Annotated in this window: 16 protein-coding genes; 11 read left to right on the top strand and 5 right to left on the bottom strand. The window is 64.7% G+C overall.

Translation table 11 applies throughout. The annotated features are described in order from the left end of the window. Positions 1-121: 121 nt before the first annotated feature. On the bottom strand, positions 122-1,039 hold the full coding sequence (locus ASE39_RS17470) for a LysR family transcriptional regulator (RefSeq protein ID WP_010462640.1): 918 nt from the start codon (positions 1,037-1,039) through the stop codon (positions 122-124). Between the two features lie 211 nt (positions 1,040-1,250). On the opposite strand from ASE39_RS17470, the gene ASE39_RS17465 reads away from it, so the two are divergent. The 7 genes from ASE39_RS17465 (at position 1,251) to ASE39_RS17435 (ending at position 8,789) form a co-directional block, all read left to right on the top strand. Continuing rightward, a complete protein-coding gene (locus tag ASE39_RS17465) occupies positions 1,251-2,327 on the top strand; it encodes an asparaginase (RefSeq protein ID WP_010462639.1) in 1,077 nt (358 codons plus the stop codon). Positions 2,328-2,781: 454 nt separating this feature from the next. Beyond that, positions 2,782-3,687 carry a glycine--tRNA ligase subunit alpha gene (gene glyQ / locus ASE39_RS17460; RefSeq protein WP_056413984.1) on the top strand — a complete coding sequence of 302 codons (906 nt, stop codon included), beginning with the start codon at positions 2,782-2,784 and terminating at the stop codon, positions 3,685-3,687. 21 nt (positions 3,688-3,708) lie between these two features. Next, positions 3,709-5,859: a glycine--tRNA ligase subunit beta gene (gene glyS / locus ASE39_RS17455; RefSeq protein WP_057271962.1), complete on the top strand. Its 2,151-nt coding sequence runs from the start codon at positions 3,709-3,711 to the stop codon at positions 5,857-5,859. Positions 5,860-5,911: 52 nt separating this feature from the next. Next, positions 5,912-6,523, top strand: a complete 612-nt coding sequence (gene gmhB, locus ASE39_RS17450; protein WP_057271961.1) for a D-glycero-beta-D-manno-heptose 1,7-bisphosphate 7-phosphatase — start codon at positions 5,912-5,914, stop codon at positions 6,521-6,523. A 65-nt stretch (positions 6,524-6,588) separates the two neighbouring features. Then, positions 6,589-7,374: a lysophospholipid acyltransferase family protein gene (locus tag ASE39_RS17445; protein ID WP_057271960.1), complete on the top strand. Its 786-nt coding sequence runs from the start codon at positions 6,589-6,591 to the stop codon at positions 7,372-7,374. Positions 7,375-7,384: 10 nt separating this feature from the next. Continuing rightward, positions 7,385-8,359, top strand: coding sequence for a SprT family zinc-dependent metalloprotease (locus ASE39_RS17440; RefSeq protein ID WP_057271959.1), 975 nt, complete (start codon positions 7,385-7,387; stop codon positions 8,357-8,359). A 13-nt stretch (positions 8,360-8,372) separates the two neighbouring features. Further along, on the top strand, positions 8,373-8,789 hold the full coding sequence (locus ASE39_RS17435; protein ID WP_057271958.1) for a rhodanese-like domain-containing protein: 417 nt from the start codon (positions 8,373-8,375) through the stop codon (positions 8,787-8,789). A gap of 222 nt (positions 8,790-9,011) precedes the next feature. On the opposite strand, the gene lysM is transcribed toward ASE39_RS17435, so the two are convergent. Next, positions 9,012-9,497 carry a peptidoglycan-binding protein LysM gene (gene lysM / locus ASE39_RS17430; RefSeq protein ID WP_010462625.1) on the bottom strand — a complete coding sequence of 162 codons (486 nt, stop codon included), beginning with the start codon at positions 9,495-9,497 and terminating at the stop codon, positions 9,012-9,014. A 180-nt stretch (positions 9,498-9,677) separates the two neighbouring features. Between lysM and ASE39_RS17425 the strand changes: the two genes are divergently transcribed. Next, the gene (locus ASE39_RS17425; protein ID WP_010462623.1) at positions 9,678-10,445 is read left to right on the top strand and encodes a type III pantothenate kinase; all 768 of its coding nucleotides are present in this window, start codon (positions 9,678-9,680) and stop codon (positions 10,443-10,445) included. A 207-nt stretch (positions 10,446-10,652) separates the two neighbouring features. Here the strand turns inward: ASE39_RS17425 and ASE39_RS17420 are convergent, their stop codons facing one another. From ASE39_RS17420 to ASE39_RS17410, 3 genes are all read right to left on the bottom strand, one after another. Continuing rightward, the gene (locus tag ASE39_RS17420) at positions 10,653-11,429 is read right to left on the bottom strand and encodes a hypothetical protein (RefSeq protein ID WP_010462621.1); all 777 of its coding nucleotides are present in this window, start codon (positions 11,427-11,429) and stop codon (positions 10,653-10,655) included. 60 nt (positions 11,430-11,489) lie between these two features. Then, the gene (locus ASE39_RS17415; protein WP_010462619.1) at positions 11,490-12,152 is read right to left on the bottom strand and encodes a TetR/AcrR family transcriptional regulator; all 663 of its coding nucleotides are present in this window, start codon (positions 12,150-12,152) and stop codon (positions 11,490-11,492) included. 238 nt (positions 12,153-12,390) lie between these two features. Further along, the gene (locus tag ASE39_RS17410; protein ID WP_057271957.1) at positions 12,391-12,987 is read right to left on the bottom strand and encodes a phasin family protein; all 597 of its coding nucleotides are present in this window, start codon (positions 12,985-12,987) and stop codon (positions 12,391-12,393) included. Positions 12,988-13,214: 227 nt separating this feature from the next. Here ASE39_RS17410 and ASE39_RS17405 point away from each other — a divergent pair, with 227 nt between their 5' ends. From ASE39_RS17405 to rfbD, 3 genes are all read left to right on the top strand, one after another. Further along, complete coding sequence (locus ASE39_RS17405; protein ID WP_057272121.1) at positions 13,215-15,200, top strand: SDR family oxidoreductase; 1,986 nt, start codon at positions 13,215-13,217, stop codon at positions 15,198-15,200. Between the two features lie 111 nt (positions 15,201-15,311). Beyond that, entirely contained in the window at positions 15,312-16,400 is a 1,089-nt protein-coding gene (gene rfbB / locus ASE39_RS17400; protein WP_010462608.1) for a dTDP-glucose 4,6-dehydratase, read from the top strand. Beyond that, positions 16,397-17,287: a dTDP-4-dehydrorhamnose reductase gene (gene rfbD / locus ASE39_RS17395; protein ID WP_057271956.1), complete on the top strand. Its 891-nt coding sequence runs from the start codon at positions 16,397-16,399 to the stop codon at positions 17,285-17,287. The genes rfbB and rfbD overlap by 4 nt, the downstream gene beginning before the upstream one ends. Positions 17,288-17,298: the final 11 nt, after the last annotated feature.

The following is a 17,298-nucleotide window of genomic DNA, read 5'->3' as shown; positions in this document are numbered from 1 at the left end:
ACAGGCAGGCCGTTTTCACGTGGGACTTGCGCAAATTGGGATGTGGCACCAGCCTCGCCCTGGGGCGAACCGCTGGCCTGAGCCCTGTTTTGCACCAGTCATGTCATGGGCTACCGGGCCGTCAGCGCCGTGCGGGCTTGGGGTTGGGTTGCAGGGCTTCGTGCAGCAGGGTGGGCAGCATGGCCAGCATGCGCGTGGCCTGCAGGCCCGGCGGCAAGGCCCGTGCGTGGTAGCTGTACAGCGACATGGGCGCCAGCTCGTGCAGCTCCTGCGCCACCATTTGCGCGGGGTCGAGTCCCTTGGCAGTGAGGAAGTCCACGACCGTCCAGCCCATGCCCCGGCGTACCAGCTCCAGCGCCAAGCGCGAGGTCTGCACCTGAATCCCTGGTCCAGCGGGCGATCCCAGCCGTTGCGCAATCTCATCAATGGCCTGGCGCATGGGGTCGTCGCCCACCAGGCGGATCACGGGCACTTGCGCCAGCCGCGCCCCCGGGGTGGCGGCGCGGGGCGCGCGGGCCCACACGCTGGTCGCCACCGCCAGATACAGCCTGCCGCTGACCAGCAGGTCGCTGGCAATCTGGGGGTGGGGGTGTTTGTAGAAGCCCAGGCAGAAGTCCACGCTGCGCGTGAGCAGTGCCTGTGTCATCTGGTCCTGGTGGATGGTGCGCACTTCCACGCCCACCTGCGGGTGCTGCTCGGCGTGGTGCTGCAGCAGGCGCGGCAGAAATTCGTGGGTGATCGACGGGATGGCGCCCAGGCGCACATCGCCCGAATCGCTGGTGGCCAGGTTGCGGGCAGTGCGTTTGAGCGCGTCCAGCTGCCGGTAGATGCCGGTGGATTCGGCAGCCAGCACCTGGGCCTCGGGTGTGGGTGTCAGGCCCGAAGGCGTGCGGTTGAACAGCCGGTAGCCCAGCTGCAGCTCGGTGTGCGCAATCGCCTTGCTGACCGCCGAAGGCGTGATGCACAGCAGGCGCGCCGCTGCACTCATGTTGCCGGTCTGCAGCACGGCCTGAAAAACTTCCAGTTGCCGCAGGTTCATTTCGGCGCTGCTCCGGGGTGCTTGCCTGTGTGGCCTAAAAACTGGGGCCGGGCGGAGGCGTCTGGGGTGTGAGTGAAATTCATAAGGGTGGGTCAATTATTCCGCATGACTGTGTTCTGCTTTCTCATAGGATGCGGCACCGCTTCGACGGCGGGGTTTGCACAGAGCGGCGCAACGCGCGCTGCCAACCAAAAAATCAGGAGACATCTTCATGCGTATTTCCTCTTCCCCCACCGCCAGCCGCTGGCTCGCGGGCCTGCTGCTGTCGGCTGCGTCGGCCGTGGCCATGGCCCAGGCTGCCAAGCCCAATGTGGTCGTGCTGGCCACCGGCGGCACCATTGCCGGTGCGGGCGCCTCGGCCGCCAACAGCGCCACCTATGCCGCCGCCAAGGTGCCGGTGGACAAGCTGCTGGCAGGCCTGCCGGAGCTGGCCAGTGTGGCCAAGGTGTCCGGCGAGCAAGTGTTCCAGATCGCCTCCGAGAGCTTCACCAACGAGCACCTGCTGCGCCTTGGCCAGCGTGTCTCGGCCCTGGCCAAGCAGGCCGATGTGGACGGCATCGTGATCACCCACGGCACCGACACGCTCGAAGAAACCGCCTACTTCCTGAACCTCGTCGTGCGCACGACCAAGCCCATCGTGGTTGTGGGCTCCATGCGCCCTGGCACGGCCTTGTCGGCCGACGGCGCGCTGAACCTGTACGACGCCGTGAGCGTGGCCGCCAGCAAGGACGCTGTCGGCAAGGGTGTGCTCGTCACGATGAACGACGAGATCCAGAGCGGCCGCGACGTGAGCAAGACCATCAACATCAAGACCGAGGCCTTCAAGAGCCAATGGGGCCCGCTGGGCATGGTGGTGGAAGGCAAGAACTACTGGTTCCGCGCGCCCGTCAAGCGCCATACCGCCCAGTCCGAGTTCAACATCGACGACATCAAGGCCCTGCCTGCGGTGGACATTGTCTATGGCTACGGCAACATGAACACCACGGGCATCGAAGCCTATGGCAAGGCGGGCGTGAAGGCGCTGATCCACGCCGGCACGGGCAACGGCTCGGTGGCTGCGCAGGCGGTGGATTCGCTCAAGGCGCTGCGTGCGGCTGGCGTGCAGATCGTGCGCTCGGCCCGCGTGCCCGACGGTTTTGTGCTGCGCAATGCCGAGCAGCCTGACGACAAGTACGACTGGGTGGTTGCCCACGACCTGCGCCCCCAAAAGGCGCGCATCCTGGCCATGGTGGCCCTTACCAAGACCAACGACAGCAAGGAACTGCAACGGATCTTCTGGGAGTATTGAGCCCCCCTGAGTCGCCTTCGGCGCATTCCCCCCGAGGGGGGACGCACCCGGTGGCCTGGCAGAGCCAGTTCCACGGGTGCACCGGCTTGAAGGCATGCCCTCTGGAAGCGCCATAGGTGATGAACCGCGCAGCGAATATTTGAAACGAGACTTGGCGCACAACACGTGCGCCGACGGGCTGCCCGCAAAGGTGGTCACCGGTACGCACCGGCTTATAGCCCGCGTGACTGGTTGGGAAGGCTGGGGCTCCAAAAGGGCTCCGGCCTTTTTTCATGGGAGGGCGGATGCTGCTTGTTTGTCGAGCCCCAGCCGCAGCGCCGTAAAATGACCGGTTGCGCGCGCGACGCCCGCGCTTGCAACCGTTGTTGGCTGCAGGCAGTGGGCCTGGCACACGCACCGCCTTTTCTTTTCTCCCTTACTTGCCCGGCCCTGGCTTGCCAGCGCCACAGACGCCATGTTGACATTCCAGCAAATCATTCTGAAGCTGCAGTCCTACTGGGACGCGCAGGGTTGCGCCCTCTTGCAGCCCTACGACATGGAAGTGGGTGCCGGCACCTCGCACACCGCCACCTTCCTGCGCGCCATCGGCCCAGAGCCCTGGAAGGCCGCCTACGTGCAGCCCAGCCGCCGCCCCAAGGACGGCCGCTATGGCGAGAACCCCAACCGCCTGCAGCACTACTACCAGTACCAGGTGGTCCTGAAGCCCGCGCCGGCCAACATCCTGGAGCTGTACCTGGGCAGCCTTGAAGCCCTGGGCTTCGACCTCAAGAAGAACGACATCCGCTTTGTCGAAGACGACTGGGAAAACCCCACGCTCGGCGCCTGGGGCCTGGGCTGGGAGGTGTGGCTCAACGGCATGGAAGTCACGCAGTTCACCTACTTCCAGCAGGTCGGCGGCATCGACTGCAAGCCCGCCACGGGCGAGATCACCTACGGCCTGGAGCGCCTGGCCATGTACCTGCAGGGCGTGGACAACGTCTACAACCTGAAGTGGACCGACACGCTGAGCTATGGCGATGTGTACAAGCAAAACGAGGTGGAGCAGTCCACCTACAACTTCGAGCACAGCGACGCGGACTTCTTGTTCACCGCCTTCAATGCGCACGAAAAGCAGGCCAAGTACCTCATGGAGCAGCAATTGGCCTTGCCCGCCTACGAGCAGGTGCTCAAGGCCGCGCACAGCTTCAATCTGCTGGACGCGCGCGGCGCCATCAGCGTGACCGAACGCGCCGCGTACATCGGCCGCATCCGCAACCTGGCTCGTGCCGTGGCGCAAAGCTACTACGAGAGCCGCGAGCGCCTGGGCTTCCCCATGGCGCCGCGCGAGTGGGTGGAACAAATGGCGAAAAAGGCTGCGTGAGCCAGCTTAGGAACTGCTGAAATGAATATCCAGAATCTTCTGATTGAATTGTTTGTAGAAGAGCTTCCTCCTAAGGCGCTTAAAAAGCTCGGCGAAGCGTTTGGCAAGGAGCTCTATCGTGGGTTAGAGGGCCGCGAATTTCTGACAGAAAGCTCTGTGCTAACAACTTTTGCGTCGCCCCGTCGACTTGCAGCTCACATCACCGCGGTTCAATCGGACTCTCTTCCGAAACCTATGGAAGTGAAGCTGATGCCGAAATCGGTGGGCCTCGCTTCTGATGGAAGCCCGACCCCCGCCTTGATCAAGAAGTTGCAAACCGCGCTTGGATACCACGCTGAGGTTGATTTCGCCTCCATCATCAGGGAGCGGGTTTCGGAGGTGAATGACGGGAAGAACATTGTTCTTGTCCACAAGGACATTGCGACAGGTGTTCCTCTAGAACGCCGATTGGAGGGAATCCTTGAAGAAGCCCTGGCCAAGCTCCCCATCCCCAAGGTCATGAGCTACCAGCTCGAGACTGACTGCGAACTGCCCGGCTGGAGCAGCGTGAACTTCGTGCGCCCCGCGCACGGCCTGGTCGCGCTGCATGGCAGCACTGTGGTGCCGGTGAAGGCGCTGGGTCTGACGGCGGGCAACAGCACGCAGGGCCATCGTTTTGAAGCCGCCGTGTCACCCGTGGTGCTGGCAGACGCCGACAGCTACGCCGCCACGCTCAAGAAGGACGGCGCCGTGATCGCCTCTTTTGCCGAGCGCAAGGCCGAGATCGCCCGCCAGCTGGCCGCTGCTGCCGCCCAGGTGGGCAACGGCGCGCGCCCCATCGAGGACGAGGCATTGCTCGACGAAGTGACCGCGCTGGTCGAACGGCCCAACGTGGTCACCTGCTCGTTCGAGACGGAGTTTCTCGACGTGCCGCAGGAGTGCCTCATCCTCACGATGAAGGCCAACCAGAAGTACTTTCCGCTGCTGGACGCCGCGGGCAAGCTCACGAACAAGTTCCTGGTGGTCAGCAACATCAGCCCCGAAGACACGAGCTTTGTGACTGGTGGCAACGAGCGCGTGGTGCGCCCGCGCCTGGCCGACGCGAAGTTCTTCTTCGACCAGGACCGCAAGAAGACCCTGGCTTCGCGCGTCGAGGGCCTCTCCAAAGTGGTCTACCACAACAAGCTGGGCACGCAGGGCGAGCGCGTGGAGCGTGTGCGCGCCATCGCCAAAGCCATCGCTGCACAACTGGGCGATGCTGCTCTGGTCGCTGATGCCGACCTGGCCGCACAACTGGCCAAGACCGACCTCGTCACCGACATGGTGGGCGAGTTCCCCGAACTGCAGGGCATCATGGGCGGCTACTACGCCCTGAACGACGGCCTGGGCGAGACGGTGGCGCACGCCATCGAAGACCATTACAAGCCTCGCTTCGCGGGCGACACGCTGCCGCGCAACACCGCCGGCGTGGTGGTGGCGCTGGCCGACAAGCTCGAAACCCTGGTGGGCATGTTCGGCATCGGCAACCTGCCCACGGGCGACCGTGATCCGTTCGCGCTGCGCCGCCATGCACTGGGCGTGATCCGGATGCTGGTCGAAAAAGACCTGCCGCTCCAGCTCAACGACCTGCTGGCCGGTGCCGTGCCCGCCTTTGGCAACAAGATCACCGATGCATCGGCGCCCCTGGCCGACTTCATCTACGACCGCCTCGCCGGAAGCCTGCGCGAACAGGGCTACCGCGCGCAGGAAGTCGATGCTGTCATGGCCCTGCGCCCGCAGCGCCTGGCCCTGGTCGAAAAGCAGCTGGCGGCCGTGCGCGCCTTTGCCGCACTGCCCGAAAGCCCGGCCCTGGCCGCGGCCAACAAGCGCGTGGGCAACATCCTGAAGAAGGCCGAGGTCGAAGGCCCGGTGGATGCCCATGTGAATCCCGACCTGCTGCAGGAAAAAGCCGAGCAGGACCTCTACGCCGCGCTGCAGCGCTTCGTGCCCGAGGCCAATGCGCAGTTCGACGCGGGCGACTACACCGCCAGCCTGCAGACCCTGGCCGTGCTGCGCGCGCCGGTGGACGCGTTCTTCGACGACGTGATGGTCAACGCCGAGCAGATGGACCTGCGCCTGAACCGCCAGGGCCTGCTCAAGAGCCTGCACGAGGCCATGAACCGCGTGGCCGACCTTTCTCGCCTGGCGGTTTGACCGGTTTGCACAAGCTGCTAGGCTGGCGGTTCTCACAAGGCAAACCCCTCCTATGAAACTCGCCATTCTCGACCGCGACGGCACCCTCAACCCGCTGGCGGACGACTATGTCACCGCTGCCGACGAGTGGACCGCCGTGCCGGGTGCGCTCGAAGCCATTGCGCGGCTCAACCATGCGGGCTGGCATGTGGTGGTGGCCACCAACCAGCCGGGCCTGGGTAGGGGCTTGTTTGATGTGGTGGCACTCAATGCCATCCACGCCAAGATGCACCGGCAGGTGGCGGCGGTGGGCGGGCGCATCGACGCCGTCTTCTATTGCCCCCACGCGGCCGATGAAGAATGTGCGTGCCGCAAGCCCGCCCCCGGCCTGCTTGAGCAGATCAGTGACCGCTATGGTGTCGAACGTGACGATGTGCAGGTGGTGGGTAGCTGCGTCGCGCACCTGCAGGCAGGCGCCGCACTGGGCGCACAACTGCACCTGGTGTGCACGGGGCAGTCGGCGCAGGTGCACCCGGGCGGACCCCTGCCTGCGGGGGTCCCGCCGGGCACGCGGGTGTATGCCAGCCTGGGGGATTTTGTGGACCAGCTTTTGCCCGCCGTGCAGTTCGCCGCGCCACCGCTGGCTGCGACGCCCCTGCCCACGCCGGGCGGTGTCACTTCTTGATGCTATTCATTTAATAGCTGTTGGCGCTTGGTAGAAAAGCGCTGGCGGCCAAAATAACCATAAAAATGGCCTTTATCCGTTCTGTCATTCACCTTCTCTGGATGGGCATCACCGTGGTGCCCTATGCGCTGACCATCATGCTGGGCACGCTGCTGGGGGTGCGCGGCAAGCCGCTGTACCGCATCGCGCGCGCGTGGCTTTCGCTGTGCATCAGCGGTGCCCGAGTGATCCTTGGCATCCGCACCAACGTGGTGGGCATGGAGAACCTGCCGCAGGGCGAGAACGCGGGGGCGGTGCTGCTGGTCAAGCACCAGTCCACGTACGAGACCTTTCTGATGCCCGCGATCATGCCCCACCCCCTGGCCTACGTGTTCAAGAAGGAGCTGCTGCGTGTACCGTTCTTCGGCTGGGCCATCGGCCGGCTGGACATGATCCACATCGACCGCGACCAGCGCACGCAGGCTTTCCACAAGGTGGTGCAGCAGGGCAAGGACCTGCTGGCCCAGGGCATCTGGATCATCATGTTCCCTGAAGGCACGCGCATCGAGCGCGGCCAAAAGGGCAACTACAAGACCGGCGGCACCCGCCTGGCCATCGACACCGGCGCACCCGTGGTGCCGATTGCCGTTACTTCGGCCAAGGTCTGGCCGCGCAAGGCCTTCATCAAGCGCCCGGGCGTGGTGGATGTGTCCATCGGCAAGCCCATTCCCAGTGCAGGCCGCAAGCCCGACGAACTGATGCGCGAGGTGGAGGCCTGGATCGAGGCCGAGATGCGCCGCCTGGACCCTGATGCATACCCCGCCGTGGTCATCCCGCCCGCCCGGACCACCGACGCGGCCAACGGAAAGTAAGCCCACCGTGATGCAGCGGCTTGTGCAGTTGGCGCTCGACCTTTTCGACCCGCCCCTCTCACCGGTTGTGGCTCCGGCAGCGGCACCGGTCGTGAATGCTGCAGATCTCAAGCAAAAAAAGCCACCAACGCTGGATGAGAAAGCGCTGGTAGCTCCTAAAACGATAGTGAATCGGCCGGCGGCGCCCGCAGTGCCTCTGCCCTCGCTGCTGTCCCCCGCCGAATTTCGCCACCCGCAGGCCAGCCGCGAAGTGCTGCTGGGCGACGCCGTGGTGGCCTATGCACTGACGCGGGCACGCCGCCGCACCATCGGCTTCACCGTGGGGGCCGATGGCTTGGCGGTGCGTGCGCCCAGCTGGGTCACGCTGGGTGCGGTGGATGCTGCGCTGCGCGAGAAGTCCGACTGGATCTTGCGCAAGCTGTCGGATGCGCGCGAGCGCCAGCAGCGCCTGGAGGGCGGGCGCATCGTCTGGGCCAACGGAGCCGTGCTGCCTTATTTGGGTGAACCGCTGACGGTGGTGCTGGACCCCAGCCACGGCTTTGCGGGCAAGGGCGGGGCGCTGGTGGCGGCTGCCGAGCCGGGTGGTGCCGCCATGCCCACCCTGCAGATCGGCCTGCCCCACAGTGCCAATCCGGTGCAGATCCGCGACGCCGTGCAGGCTTGGCTGATGCGCGATGCACGGCGCCACTTCACGGCCCGGCTGGACCACTTTGCGCCGCTGCTGGGCGTGCGCTGGGCCAGCCTGCGGCTGTCGAGCGCGCAGACCCGCTGGGGCAGCGCCAAGGCCGATGGTTCCATCCGCCTGAACTGGCGCCTGCTGCACTACCGCCCGGCTGTCATCGACTACGTGGTGGCGCACGAGCTGGCCCACCTGCGCGTGATGGACCACAGCCCGCGCTTTTGGGACACCGTGGCCACCGTCGTGCCCGACTATGCGCAGCTGCGCAGCCGCTTGCGTGACGAACCGGCCCCTTTGTGGGATTGAAAGGACCATGACGATGACCGAACCAACGATTCCCCCGGCCGAAGGCTATGCAGGCGACATCACGCCCCAGCAGGCCTGGCAATGGGTGCAAAACGGCCAGGCCGTGCTGGTCGATGTGCGCAGCGACGCAGAGCGCGAATGGGTGGGCCAGGTGCCCGGCGCCGCCGCCGTGGCCTGGAAACAATGGCCAGGCATGGCGATGAACGCCGACTTTGATGCGCAGATGCGCGCCGCCGTCCCTGCCGGCACCCCCGCCGTGCTGCTGTGCCGCAGCGGCGTGCGCTCCATCGCCGCCGCCCGCCGCGCCACGGAACTGGGCCTGACCGCCTACAACATCCTCGAAGGCTTCGAAGGCGATGCGGATGCCCAGGGCCACCGCGGCCAACGCGGCGGCTGGCGCTTCCACGGGCTGCCGTGGAAGCAGGGATGATGCTCCTAAAAAAATAGCTGCCAGCGCTTGTCTATCAAGCGGTAGCAGCTATTTCGATTCAAATTTTGCCTTGCGACGGCATGGGAACCGCATTCGTTGCAGTCCCTTTCCCACAGGCTTTCACGTCACCCCCGTCCCCGCCAGTGCACCCGTGGAACCGGCTACGCCGGGCCACCGGGTGCGTCCCCCTCGGGGGAAGGCGCCGAAGGCGACTCAGGGGGATCACTTAAGTGCGGGGATGCGCAGCTTCTGGCCGGGATAGATCTTGTCGGGGTGGCTCAGCATGGGCTTGTTGGCCTCGAAGATCGCAGGGTATTTGTTGGCGTCGCCGTAGAACTTCTTGGCAATGGCGCTGAGCGTGTCGCCGCGCACCACGTCGTGGTACTGGGCTTCGGGCTCAGGATTGGTCACCTCCATCAGGTTCTCGACGCTGGTCACGCTGGCCACGTTGCCGCAGCACAGGGTGACTTTTTCCTTGGCGGCCTGCGTGGGGGCCGTGCCCTTCACGGTGACTTTGCCTTCGGGGCCTTCAAAGGCCACCTGCACATTGCTGGCGCCCAGGTTCTGGGAAGCGATGTAGGTCTCGATGGCCTTGGACGCCTTGGCGTTGAGTTCATCCTGCGTGGGGGCGGCTGCGGTGGCGGCCTGTGCTTCTTTGCCGCCGAACAGCTTTTCGCCGGCTTCCTTGATGAAACTGAAAAGACCCATGTCGTACCTCCTAATGTTGCAGAAACAGGAAGGACCACTGTAGCGGCAATGGGCGGCTGCAACGTGTCGGACGGGGGCGCGACACGATTTTTCACAATTTGTGGACGGCGAGGAGTAATGCGGCGGTGGGCTGTCGCCCTCGGGCAGGGGCGCATCGCAAAACTCGGGATAATCCGCCGCATGACTTTTCTGGCCATCGACGTCGGTAACACCCGTCTCAAATGGGCGTTGTACGACGCTCCCCGCCCCGGGGCTGCGCTCATTGCGCATGGCGCCGAGTTCTTGGACCACATCGACCGCCTGGCCGAAGGCAGCTGGGCGGCGCTGCCCCACCCCGAACGCATGCTGGGCTGCGTGGTGGCGGGGGATGCCGTCAAGCGCCGTGTGCAAGAGCAGATGGAACTCTGGGACGTCGCACCTTCGTGGGTGGTGTCGTCGGCGCAGGAGGCGGGACTGACCAATGGCTACGACCACCCCTCGCGACTGGGCTCGGACCGCTGGGTGGCCATGATCGGCGCACGCCACCGTGTGCTGGCCCAGGGGCCTGCGCGGCCTCTGGTGGTGGTGATGGTGGGCACAGCGGTCACGGTGGAGTGCATCGACGCCGAGGGACGCTTCATGGGCGGGCTCATCCTGCCGGGCCACGGCATCATGCTGCGTGCGCTCGAATCCGGCACTGCTGGCCTGCATGTACCCACGGGCGAGGTGCGCATGTTCCCCACCAATACCAGCGATGCGTTGACCAGCGGTGGCACCTACGCCATCGCGGGGGCCGTGGAGCGCATGGTGCAGCACGTGATCCAGCACTGCGGCGAGGAGCCTGCTTGCCTGATGACCGGCGGCGCGGGCTGGAAGATGGCGCCCAGCATGACGCGCCCGTTCGAGCTGGTGGACAACCTGATTTTTGATGGGCTGCTGGAGATTGCCTCGCAGCGGTTTGGGGGTTGAGGGCTCAGGTCAGCGCCAATGCAGTGTTGTGACTACCGCTGATTCAGTGGTTGCTCTTGGCGCTGCTGCATAAACTGGCGCGGCCCAAGCCAGCGACCGCCGCGCAAGGGCCGCCCCGCCGCGCTGGCGGTGTCCCCCTTCCCGCATCGCGCCAGCGAGGCGAGAGAAGGGGGAAGGCGCGAAGCGCCTCAGGGGGATGTACCGAATTTACTCTTCTTCCAGCTCCGCCCGTGCCATCTCCACATCCAGCCGTTCCATGGCGTCCATGGGTTCGGCGGCGGCGGCCTTTTCATACAGCGCGGTGGCTTCCTTCATTTTCTTGTCGCCTTCCAGCATGACGAGGGCATTGGCGTACTCGATCATCGCAATGGCCGAACCCGGGTTGAGCTTGAGCGCCTCCTGGAACAGCTTGAGGCCGGTGTCCTTCTTGGCGCCATAGGTCATGCCGCCAATCAGCGAGCCCACCTTGTCGATCACTTCGGCATGGAACGCGCCCAGCGCAATGCGCGCATCGGCATGTTTGGGTGACAGGGCAATGGCCTTTTCCAGGGATTCCTTCACTTTGCCGCCCAGGCCCTGGGCCAGGGCCTTGGCGACGCTGATGCCCTGGCTATAGCGGCCCAGTGCATAGGCGTGCCAGTACCAGGCGTTGGCGTTGTCGGGCTCTTTGGACGCCTGGGCCTCGGCACGCTCGGCCACCTGGGTGAAGAAATCGAGACGGGTTTTTTCCTTGGGCTCCAGGTAGTTGGCGTAGATGGAGGTGGCCTTGTTGGCCGCGGTGATGCCCGCGCCTCCGGCCGCCAGGCCCGCTGCGGCGGCTTTTTCAAAATCACCGTTGTGGAACAGCGCCCAGGCTTCCAGCACGGCAGCGTCCTTGGGGCAGGGTTCGGCATCACCGCCATGCAGCCGTGCCCAGTGCTTCTTGACGCTCGCAGCGTCGAAGGTGTAATCACCTGCGTGGGGGAAGGGGGTCCATTTGGCCATGGTGTATGTCTCCGGAAGTTTTTGTTGGCGAGTGGCTTGGGGGCGCAGCTGCGCACGCCGTCAGCTTGGCGTGGTGGCGTAGGCGCCCACCAGCTCCAGCAGGTGGGCCCGCTGGCCGCTTTCGAGGTAGGGCATGAGCAGGTTGAGCACATGGTGGGCGCCACGCAGCAGCGCCGCCTGTGCGCTTTCGGGCTCCAGCGCGCGGCGTGGGTCGCGCACGTACTCGAAGCTGAGCCAGTAGGTGAGCACCACGACCATGCTGGTGGCGGTGGCTTCCAGCTCGCGCGAGTCGATGTGCAGGGTATCCGCGCGGCCCATGCCATCGAGCATGGCACGCACGGCGCGGGTCTTGTTCTTGAGGATGGCCTGAAAGTGGGTTTCCAGGCGCCGGTTCTTGGACAGCAGGTCGTTGAGATCGCGGTACAGAAAACGGTACTGCCAGATCAACTCGAACAGCGAGTGCATGAAGAACCAGGCATCCTCCACATTGCGCACGCCATCGGCGGCGGCCAGCAGTTCGGTGAGCGAGCTTTCGTAGCGATCAAACAGCGCGTTGATCAGCTCGTCCTTGGCCGGGTAGTGGTAGTACAGGTTGCCGGGGCTGATGCGCAGCTCGGCCGAGATCAGGGTGGTGGAGACGTTGGGTTCGCCGAACCGATTGAACAGGTCCAGCGTCACTTCCAGAATGCGTTCTGCGGTGCGGCGTGGCGCTTTCTTCACCATGTGTGCGGGCCCCTTCGCGTCGTTGTGCTTCGTTGTTTCGGTGTCTCTGATGCCTACTCTAACCCACGCAGTCATGCTGCAGTGCGGCATGCCGTCTTGCGGCAAACCCATGCTGCAATTGCTTTTAACGCACTTCATGGGTTTCAGCAAAAAAAGAAAAGCGGCCAGCGCGCTGTTGCACGTGGGCCGCTTTCAGCGGGCGGGCTGCTGCCCGCCTGCGCTAGTCAGTGGTGAGCGATCAGCTGGCCGATGGGGTGCTGGCGCCAGTGTCGGCTGCGGCACGGGCTGCGGGCTTCCTGGCCGCAGCCTTCTTGGCAGGGGCCTTGGCGGCTGGCTTGGCTGCAGCCTTGGCAGGGGCTGCCTTCTTGACTGCGGGGGCCCTCTTGGCAGGCGCCTTGGCGGCGGGCTTGGCTGCAGCCTTGGCGGGTGCGGCCTTGCTGCCCTTGGCCAGTGCGTCCACACGGGCGCTCAGGGCTTCGAGGTCGCGGGCCGATGGCACGCCCAGCTTGGACAAGGCCTTGGCTACGCGGTCTTCGAAGATGTTTTCGAGCTTGTCCCACTGGCCTTGGGCCTTGGAGCCGATGTCGCTGGCCATGGTGGTCACGCGGCTGGTGGCTTCGGTGATTTTTTCTTCGGCCACGGCCTGGGTCTTGCGCTGGATGGTCAAGCCTTCTTTGACCAGGGCTTCAAACACCTTGCCGCCTTCTTCCTGCGCCTTGGAGAAGGCGCCCAGGCCGGCAAGCCAGATCTGCTGGGCGGAGTCCTTGACGGTGCTGGACAGTTGGGCGTTGCTCTTCTTTTTGTCGGCGCTGAGTTTCTGCAGTTTCTTGACCATGGGGCCTCCGTTGTGCGGTTGGTTGGGTTTGCCAGGGCGGGTTGCCTCTGACGCATGGCCGCACTGTACGCCGCACGGCGCACAAGGTGTAGGCGTGCGCTCCTAAAAATGTAGAGCGCGCCATCTAGCCCGCACGTGGCCTGGGGGCCTAGCATCGGCGCGGGTTTCTGCTGAATTGGGGCGCCCAAGCCTTGGGCAAGAATGAAGATATCTCACAGGAGTTTTCCATGCAGTATTTCGTGACGGGGGCAACGGGGTTCATTGGCAAGCGGCTGGTCAAGAAGCTGCTGGAGCGCAAGGGGGCAGTGGTGCATTTCCTGATCCGCAAGGAAAGTGCGGACAAGGTGGCCGATCTGCGCAGCTTCTGGGGCGTGGGTGCCACGCGTGCCATTCCCGTGTTTGGCGACCTCACCGCGAAGAAGCTGGGAGTGGCTGCGGAAGACGTCAAAAAGCTCAAAGGCCAGATTGACCATTTTTACCACCTGGCGGCGGTGTACGACCTGGGTGCGGACGAGGAAACCCAGGTGGCCGTGAACATCGAGGGCACGCGCAACACCGTGGACCTGGCCAAGGCCATCGATGCCGGGCACTTCCACCATGTCTCGTCCATCGCGGCGGCCGGCCTGTATGAAGGTGTGTTCCGCGAGGACATGTTCGAGGAGGCCGAGGGCCTGGACCACCCGTACTTCCAGACCAAGCATGAGAGCGAAAAGATCGTGCGCCAGGACTGCAAGGTGCCCTGGACGGTGTACCGCCCGGCCATGGTGGTGGGCGACAGCACGACCGGCGAGATGGACAAGATCGACGGGCCCTACTACTTCTTCAAGCTGATCCAGCGCCTGCGCCAGCTGCTGCCGCCCTGGATGCCCACGGTGGGCTTGGAAGGCGGGCGCGTGAACATCGTTCCGGTGGACTTCGTGGTCAACGCGCTCAATGTGATCAGCCACCAGAAGGACATCGTCAAGAAGTGTTACCACTTGGTGGACCCGGTGGGCTACCGCGTGGGCGACGTCCTGGACATCTTCAGCCGCGCCGCCCATGCGCCGCGCATGAACCTGTTCATCAACGCAGCCTTGTTGGGCTTCATCCCCAAGGGTATCAAGAAGAGCCTGATGGCCATGGCGCCCGTGCGCCGCGTGCGCAACGCCGTGCTGAAGGACCTGGGCCTGCCCGAGGACATGCTGACCTTCGTGAACTACCCCACGCGCTTCGATTGCCGCGAGACCTTGGCGGCGCTCAAGGGCTCGGGCGTGACTTGCCCCAACCTCAAGGACTACGCCTGGCGCCTGTGGGATTACTGGGAGCGCAATCTCGACCCCGAGCTGTTCATCGACCGCACGCTCAAGGGTACGGTGGCCGGCAAGGTGGTGCTGATCACGGGCGGGTCGTCGGGCATCGGCCTGGCGGCGGCGCACAAGTTTGCCGAGGCGGGCGCCACCACCATCATCTGCGGGCGCGACCAGGACAAGCTCGACGAGGCCTGTGCCGAAGCCAAGGCCAAGGGTTATGCGTTCATCGCGTATTCGGCCGACATTGCCGACATGGCCGACTGCGACCGCTTTGTGCAGCTGCTCATCGACAACCACGGCGGCGTGGACTTTCTGGTCAACAACGCAGGCCGCTCCATCCGCCGCGCCATTGAGTCGAGCTACGACCGCTTCCACGACTATGAGCGCACCATGCAGCTCAACTACTTCGGTTGCCTGCGCGTGACCATGGGCTTTTTGCCCGGCATGGTGGAAAAGCGCAAGGGCCATGTGGTCAACATCAGCTCCATCGGGGTGCTGACGAATGCACCGCGCTTTTCGGCCTATGTGGCCAGCAAGGCGGCCCTGGACGCCTGGACTCGTTGCGCATCGAGCGAGTTCGCCGACCAGGGCATCACTTTCACCACCATCAACATGCCGCTGGTGCGCACGCCCATGATCGCGCCCACCAAGATCTACAACAACGTGCCGACGCTGAGCCCCGAGGAGGCTGCCGACATGATCGCCCAGGCCTGCATCTTCAAGCCGGTGCGCATCGCCACGCGCCTGGGCATCACCGGGCAGTTGCTGCATGCGCTGGTGCCACGTGTGGCGCAGATCACCATGAACACCAGCTTTCGCATGTTCCCGGATTCCACCGCCGCCAAGGGCAGCAAGGACGCCAAGCCGCAGCTGTCGGCCGAGGCGGTGGCGCTGCAGCAGATGATGCGGGGCATCCACTTCTAATGACCATCCGGCCCGCGCAGAAACCCCCGCGTTGAACTCTGTTACCCGGGGGCCGGGCAGGGTGGGATAATCGTGGGTTCTGCCGAGCTGGCATTTCACACAGCCCTCCCTATGATTCTGGTTACTGGCGGCGCGGGTTTCATCGGCGCCAACTTCGTTCTTGACTGGCTTGCTGCCTCCAGCGAGCCTGTGGTCAACCTCGACAAGCTCACCTACGCGGGCAACCTGCACAACCTGGACAGCATCCAGGGGGATGCGCGGCACCTCTTCGTGCAGGGCGATATCGGCGATACCGCCTTGATCGCTCGCCTGCTCGCCGAGCACAAGCCCCGCGCGGTGGTCAACTTTGCGGCCGAATCGCATGTGGACCGTTCCATCCATGGCCCTGAGGATTTCATCCAGACCAACATCGTCGGTTCCTTCCGACTGCTGGAAGCCGTGCGCGCCTACTGGGGCGCACTGCCCGGGGGTGAGCGCGAGGCATTCCGGTTCCTGCACGTCTCTACCGACGAGGTGTACGGGTCGCTCGCACCCACGGACCCGGCCTTCGCCGAAACGCGCGGTTTCGAGCCCAACAGCCCCTATAGCGCCAGCAAGGCCGCCAGCGACCACCTGGTGCGCGCCTGGCACCACACCTACGGCCTGCCGGTGCTGACCACCAACTGCAGCAACAACTACGGGCCGTACCATTTCCCTGAGAAGTTGATCCCGCTGATGATCGTCAACGCACTGGCCGGCAAGCCGCTGCCGGTGTATGGCGACGGCATGCAGGTGCGCGACTGGCTGTACGTGAAGGACCACTGCAGCGCCATCCGCCGCGTGCTGGAGGCCGGGGCTCCGGGTGAGACCTACAACGTCGGCGGCTGGAACGAGAAGCCCAACATCGAGATCGTGAACATGGTCTGCAGCCTGCTCGACGAGCTGCGTCCCCGCGCCGACGGCCAGAGTTACCGCACCCAGATCACCTACGTGAAGGACCGCCCGGGCCACGACCGCCGCTATGCGATCGACGCGCGCAAGATTGAGCGCGAGCTGGGTTGGAAGCCCGCCGAGACATTCGATACGGGAATCCGCAAGACCGTGCAGTGGTACCTGGAGCATGCCGACTGGGTGGCCAGCGTGCAGACCGGCGCCTACCGCGACTGGGTGCAAGCCCAGTATGCGCAGGAGCCCGCAGCCGTGGTGGGCGCCAGCGCATGAACATCCTGCTCTTTGGCAAGGGTGGTCAGGTGGGATGGGAGTTGCAACGCAGCCTGTCGGTGCTGGGCACAGTCACGGCACTGGACTTCGACACTACGGAACACTGCGGTGACTTTTCTAATCCGGCCGGCGTGGCCGAGACGGTGCGTGCGCTCCGTCCCGACGTCATCGTCAATGCCTCAGCCCATACTGCCGTGGACAAGGCCGAGAGCGAAAGTGACTTCGCCCGTACGTTGAACGCCACCACCCCCGGCGCGATTGCGCAGGAGGCTGCGAAGCTGGGTGCCTGGCTGGTGCACTACAGCACCGACTATGTGTTCGACGGCAGCGGCAACCGCCCCTGGGTGGAAACCGATGCGCCCGCGCCCCTGAGTGTGTATGGCCGCACCAAGCTCGAAGGCGAGCAGCTCATTGTCCAGTCGGGCGTCAAGCACCTCATCCTGCGCACCAGTTGGGTCTATGCCGCGCGCGGCGGTAATTTCGCCAAGACCATGCTGCGGTTGGCGCAAGAGCGTGAGCGCCTGACGGTGATTGATGACCAATGGGGTGCACCCACCGGCGCCGACCTGCTGGCCGATGTGACCGCCCACGCGCTGCGCCACCTGCAGCAGCGCCCGCAGGATGCCGGGCTGTACCACTGCGTGGCCGGTGGTGAGACCAACTGGAATGAGTACGCAAAATACGTGTTGGCGCAGGCCCATAAAGCGCAGCATGCTATCGAAATAAAAGCAAAAGAGGTGGCGCCTGTTCCTACGAGCGCGTTCCCGACACCTGCCGTGCGCCCCCAAAATTCGCGCTTGAACACCCACAAGCTGCAGTCCACTTTTGGCTTGCAGATGCCCCATTGGCAGACCGGTGTGGCGCGCATGCTCACGGAAATTCTCTGAACGGACCCCAG

It is taken from the genome of Acidovorax sp. Root267 (assembly GCF_001429215.1).
In the GTDB taxonomy this organism is placed as follows: Bacteria; Pseudomonadota; Gammaproteobacteria; order Burkholderiales; family Burkholderiaceae_C; genus Acidovorax; species Acidovorax radicis.
The sequence above is the reverse complement of the archived record's forward strand: the minus strand, read 5'-3'. Positions and strand labels throughout refer to the sequence as shown.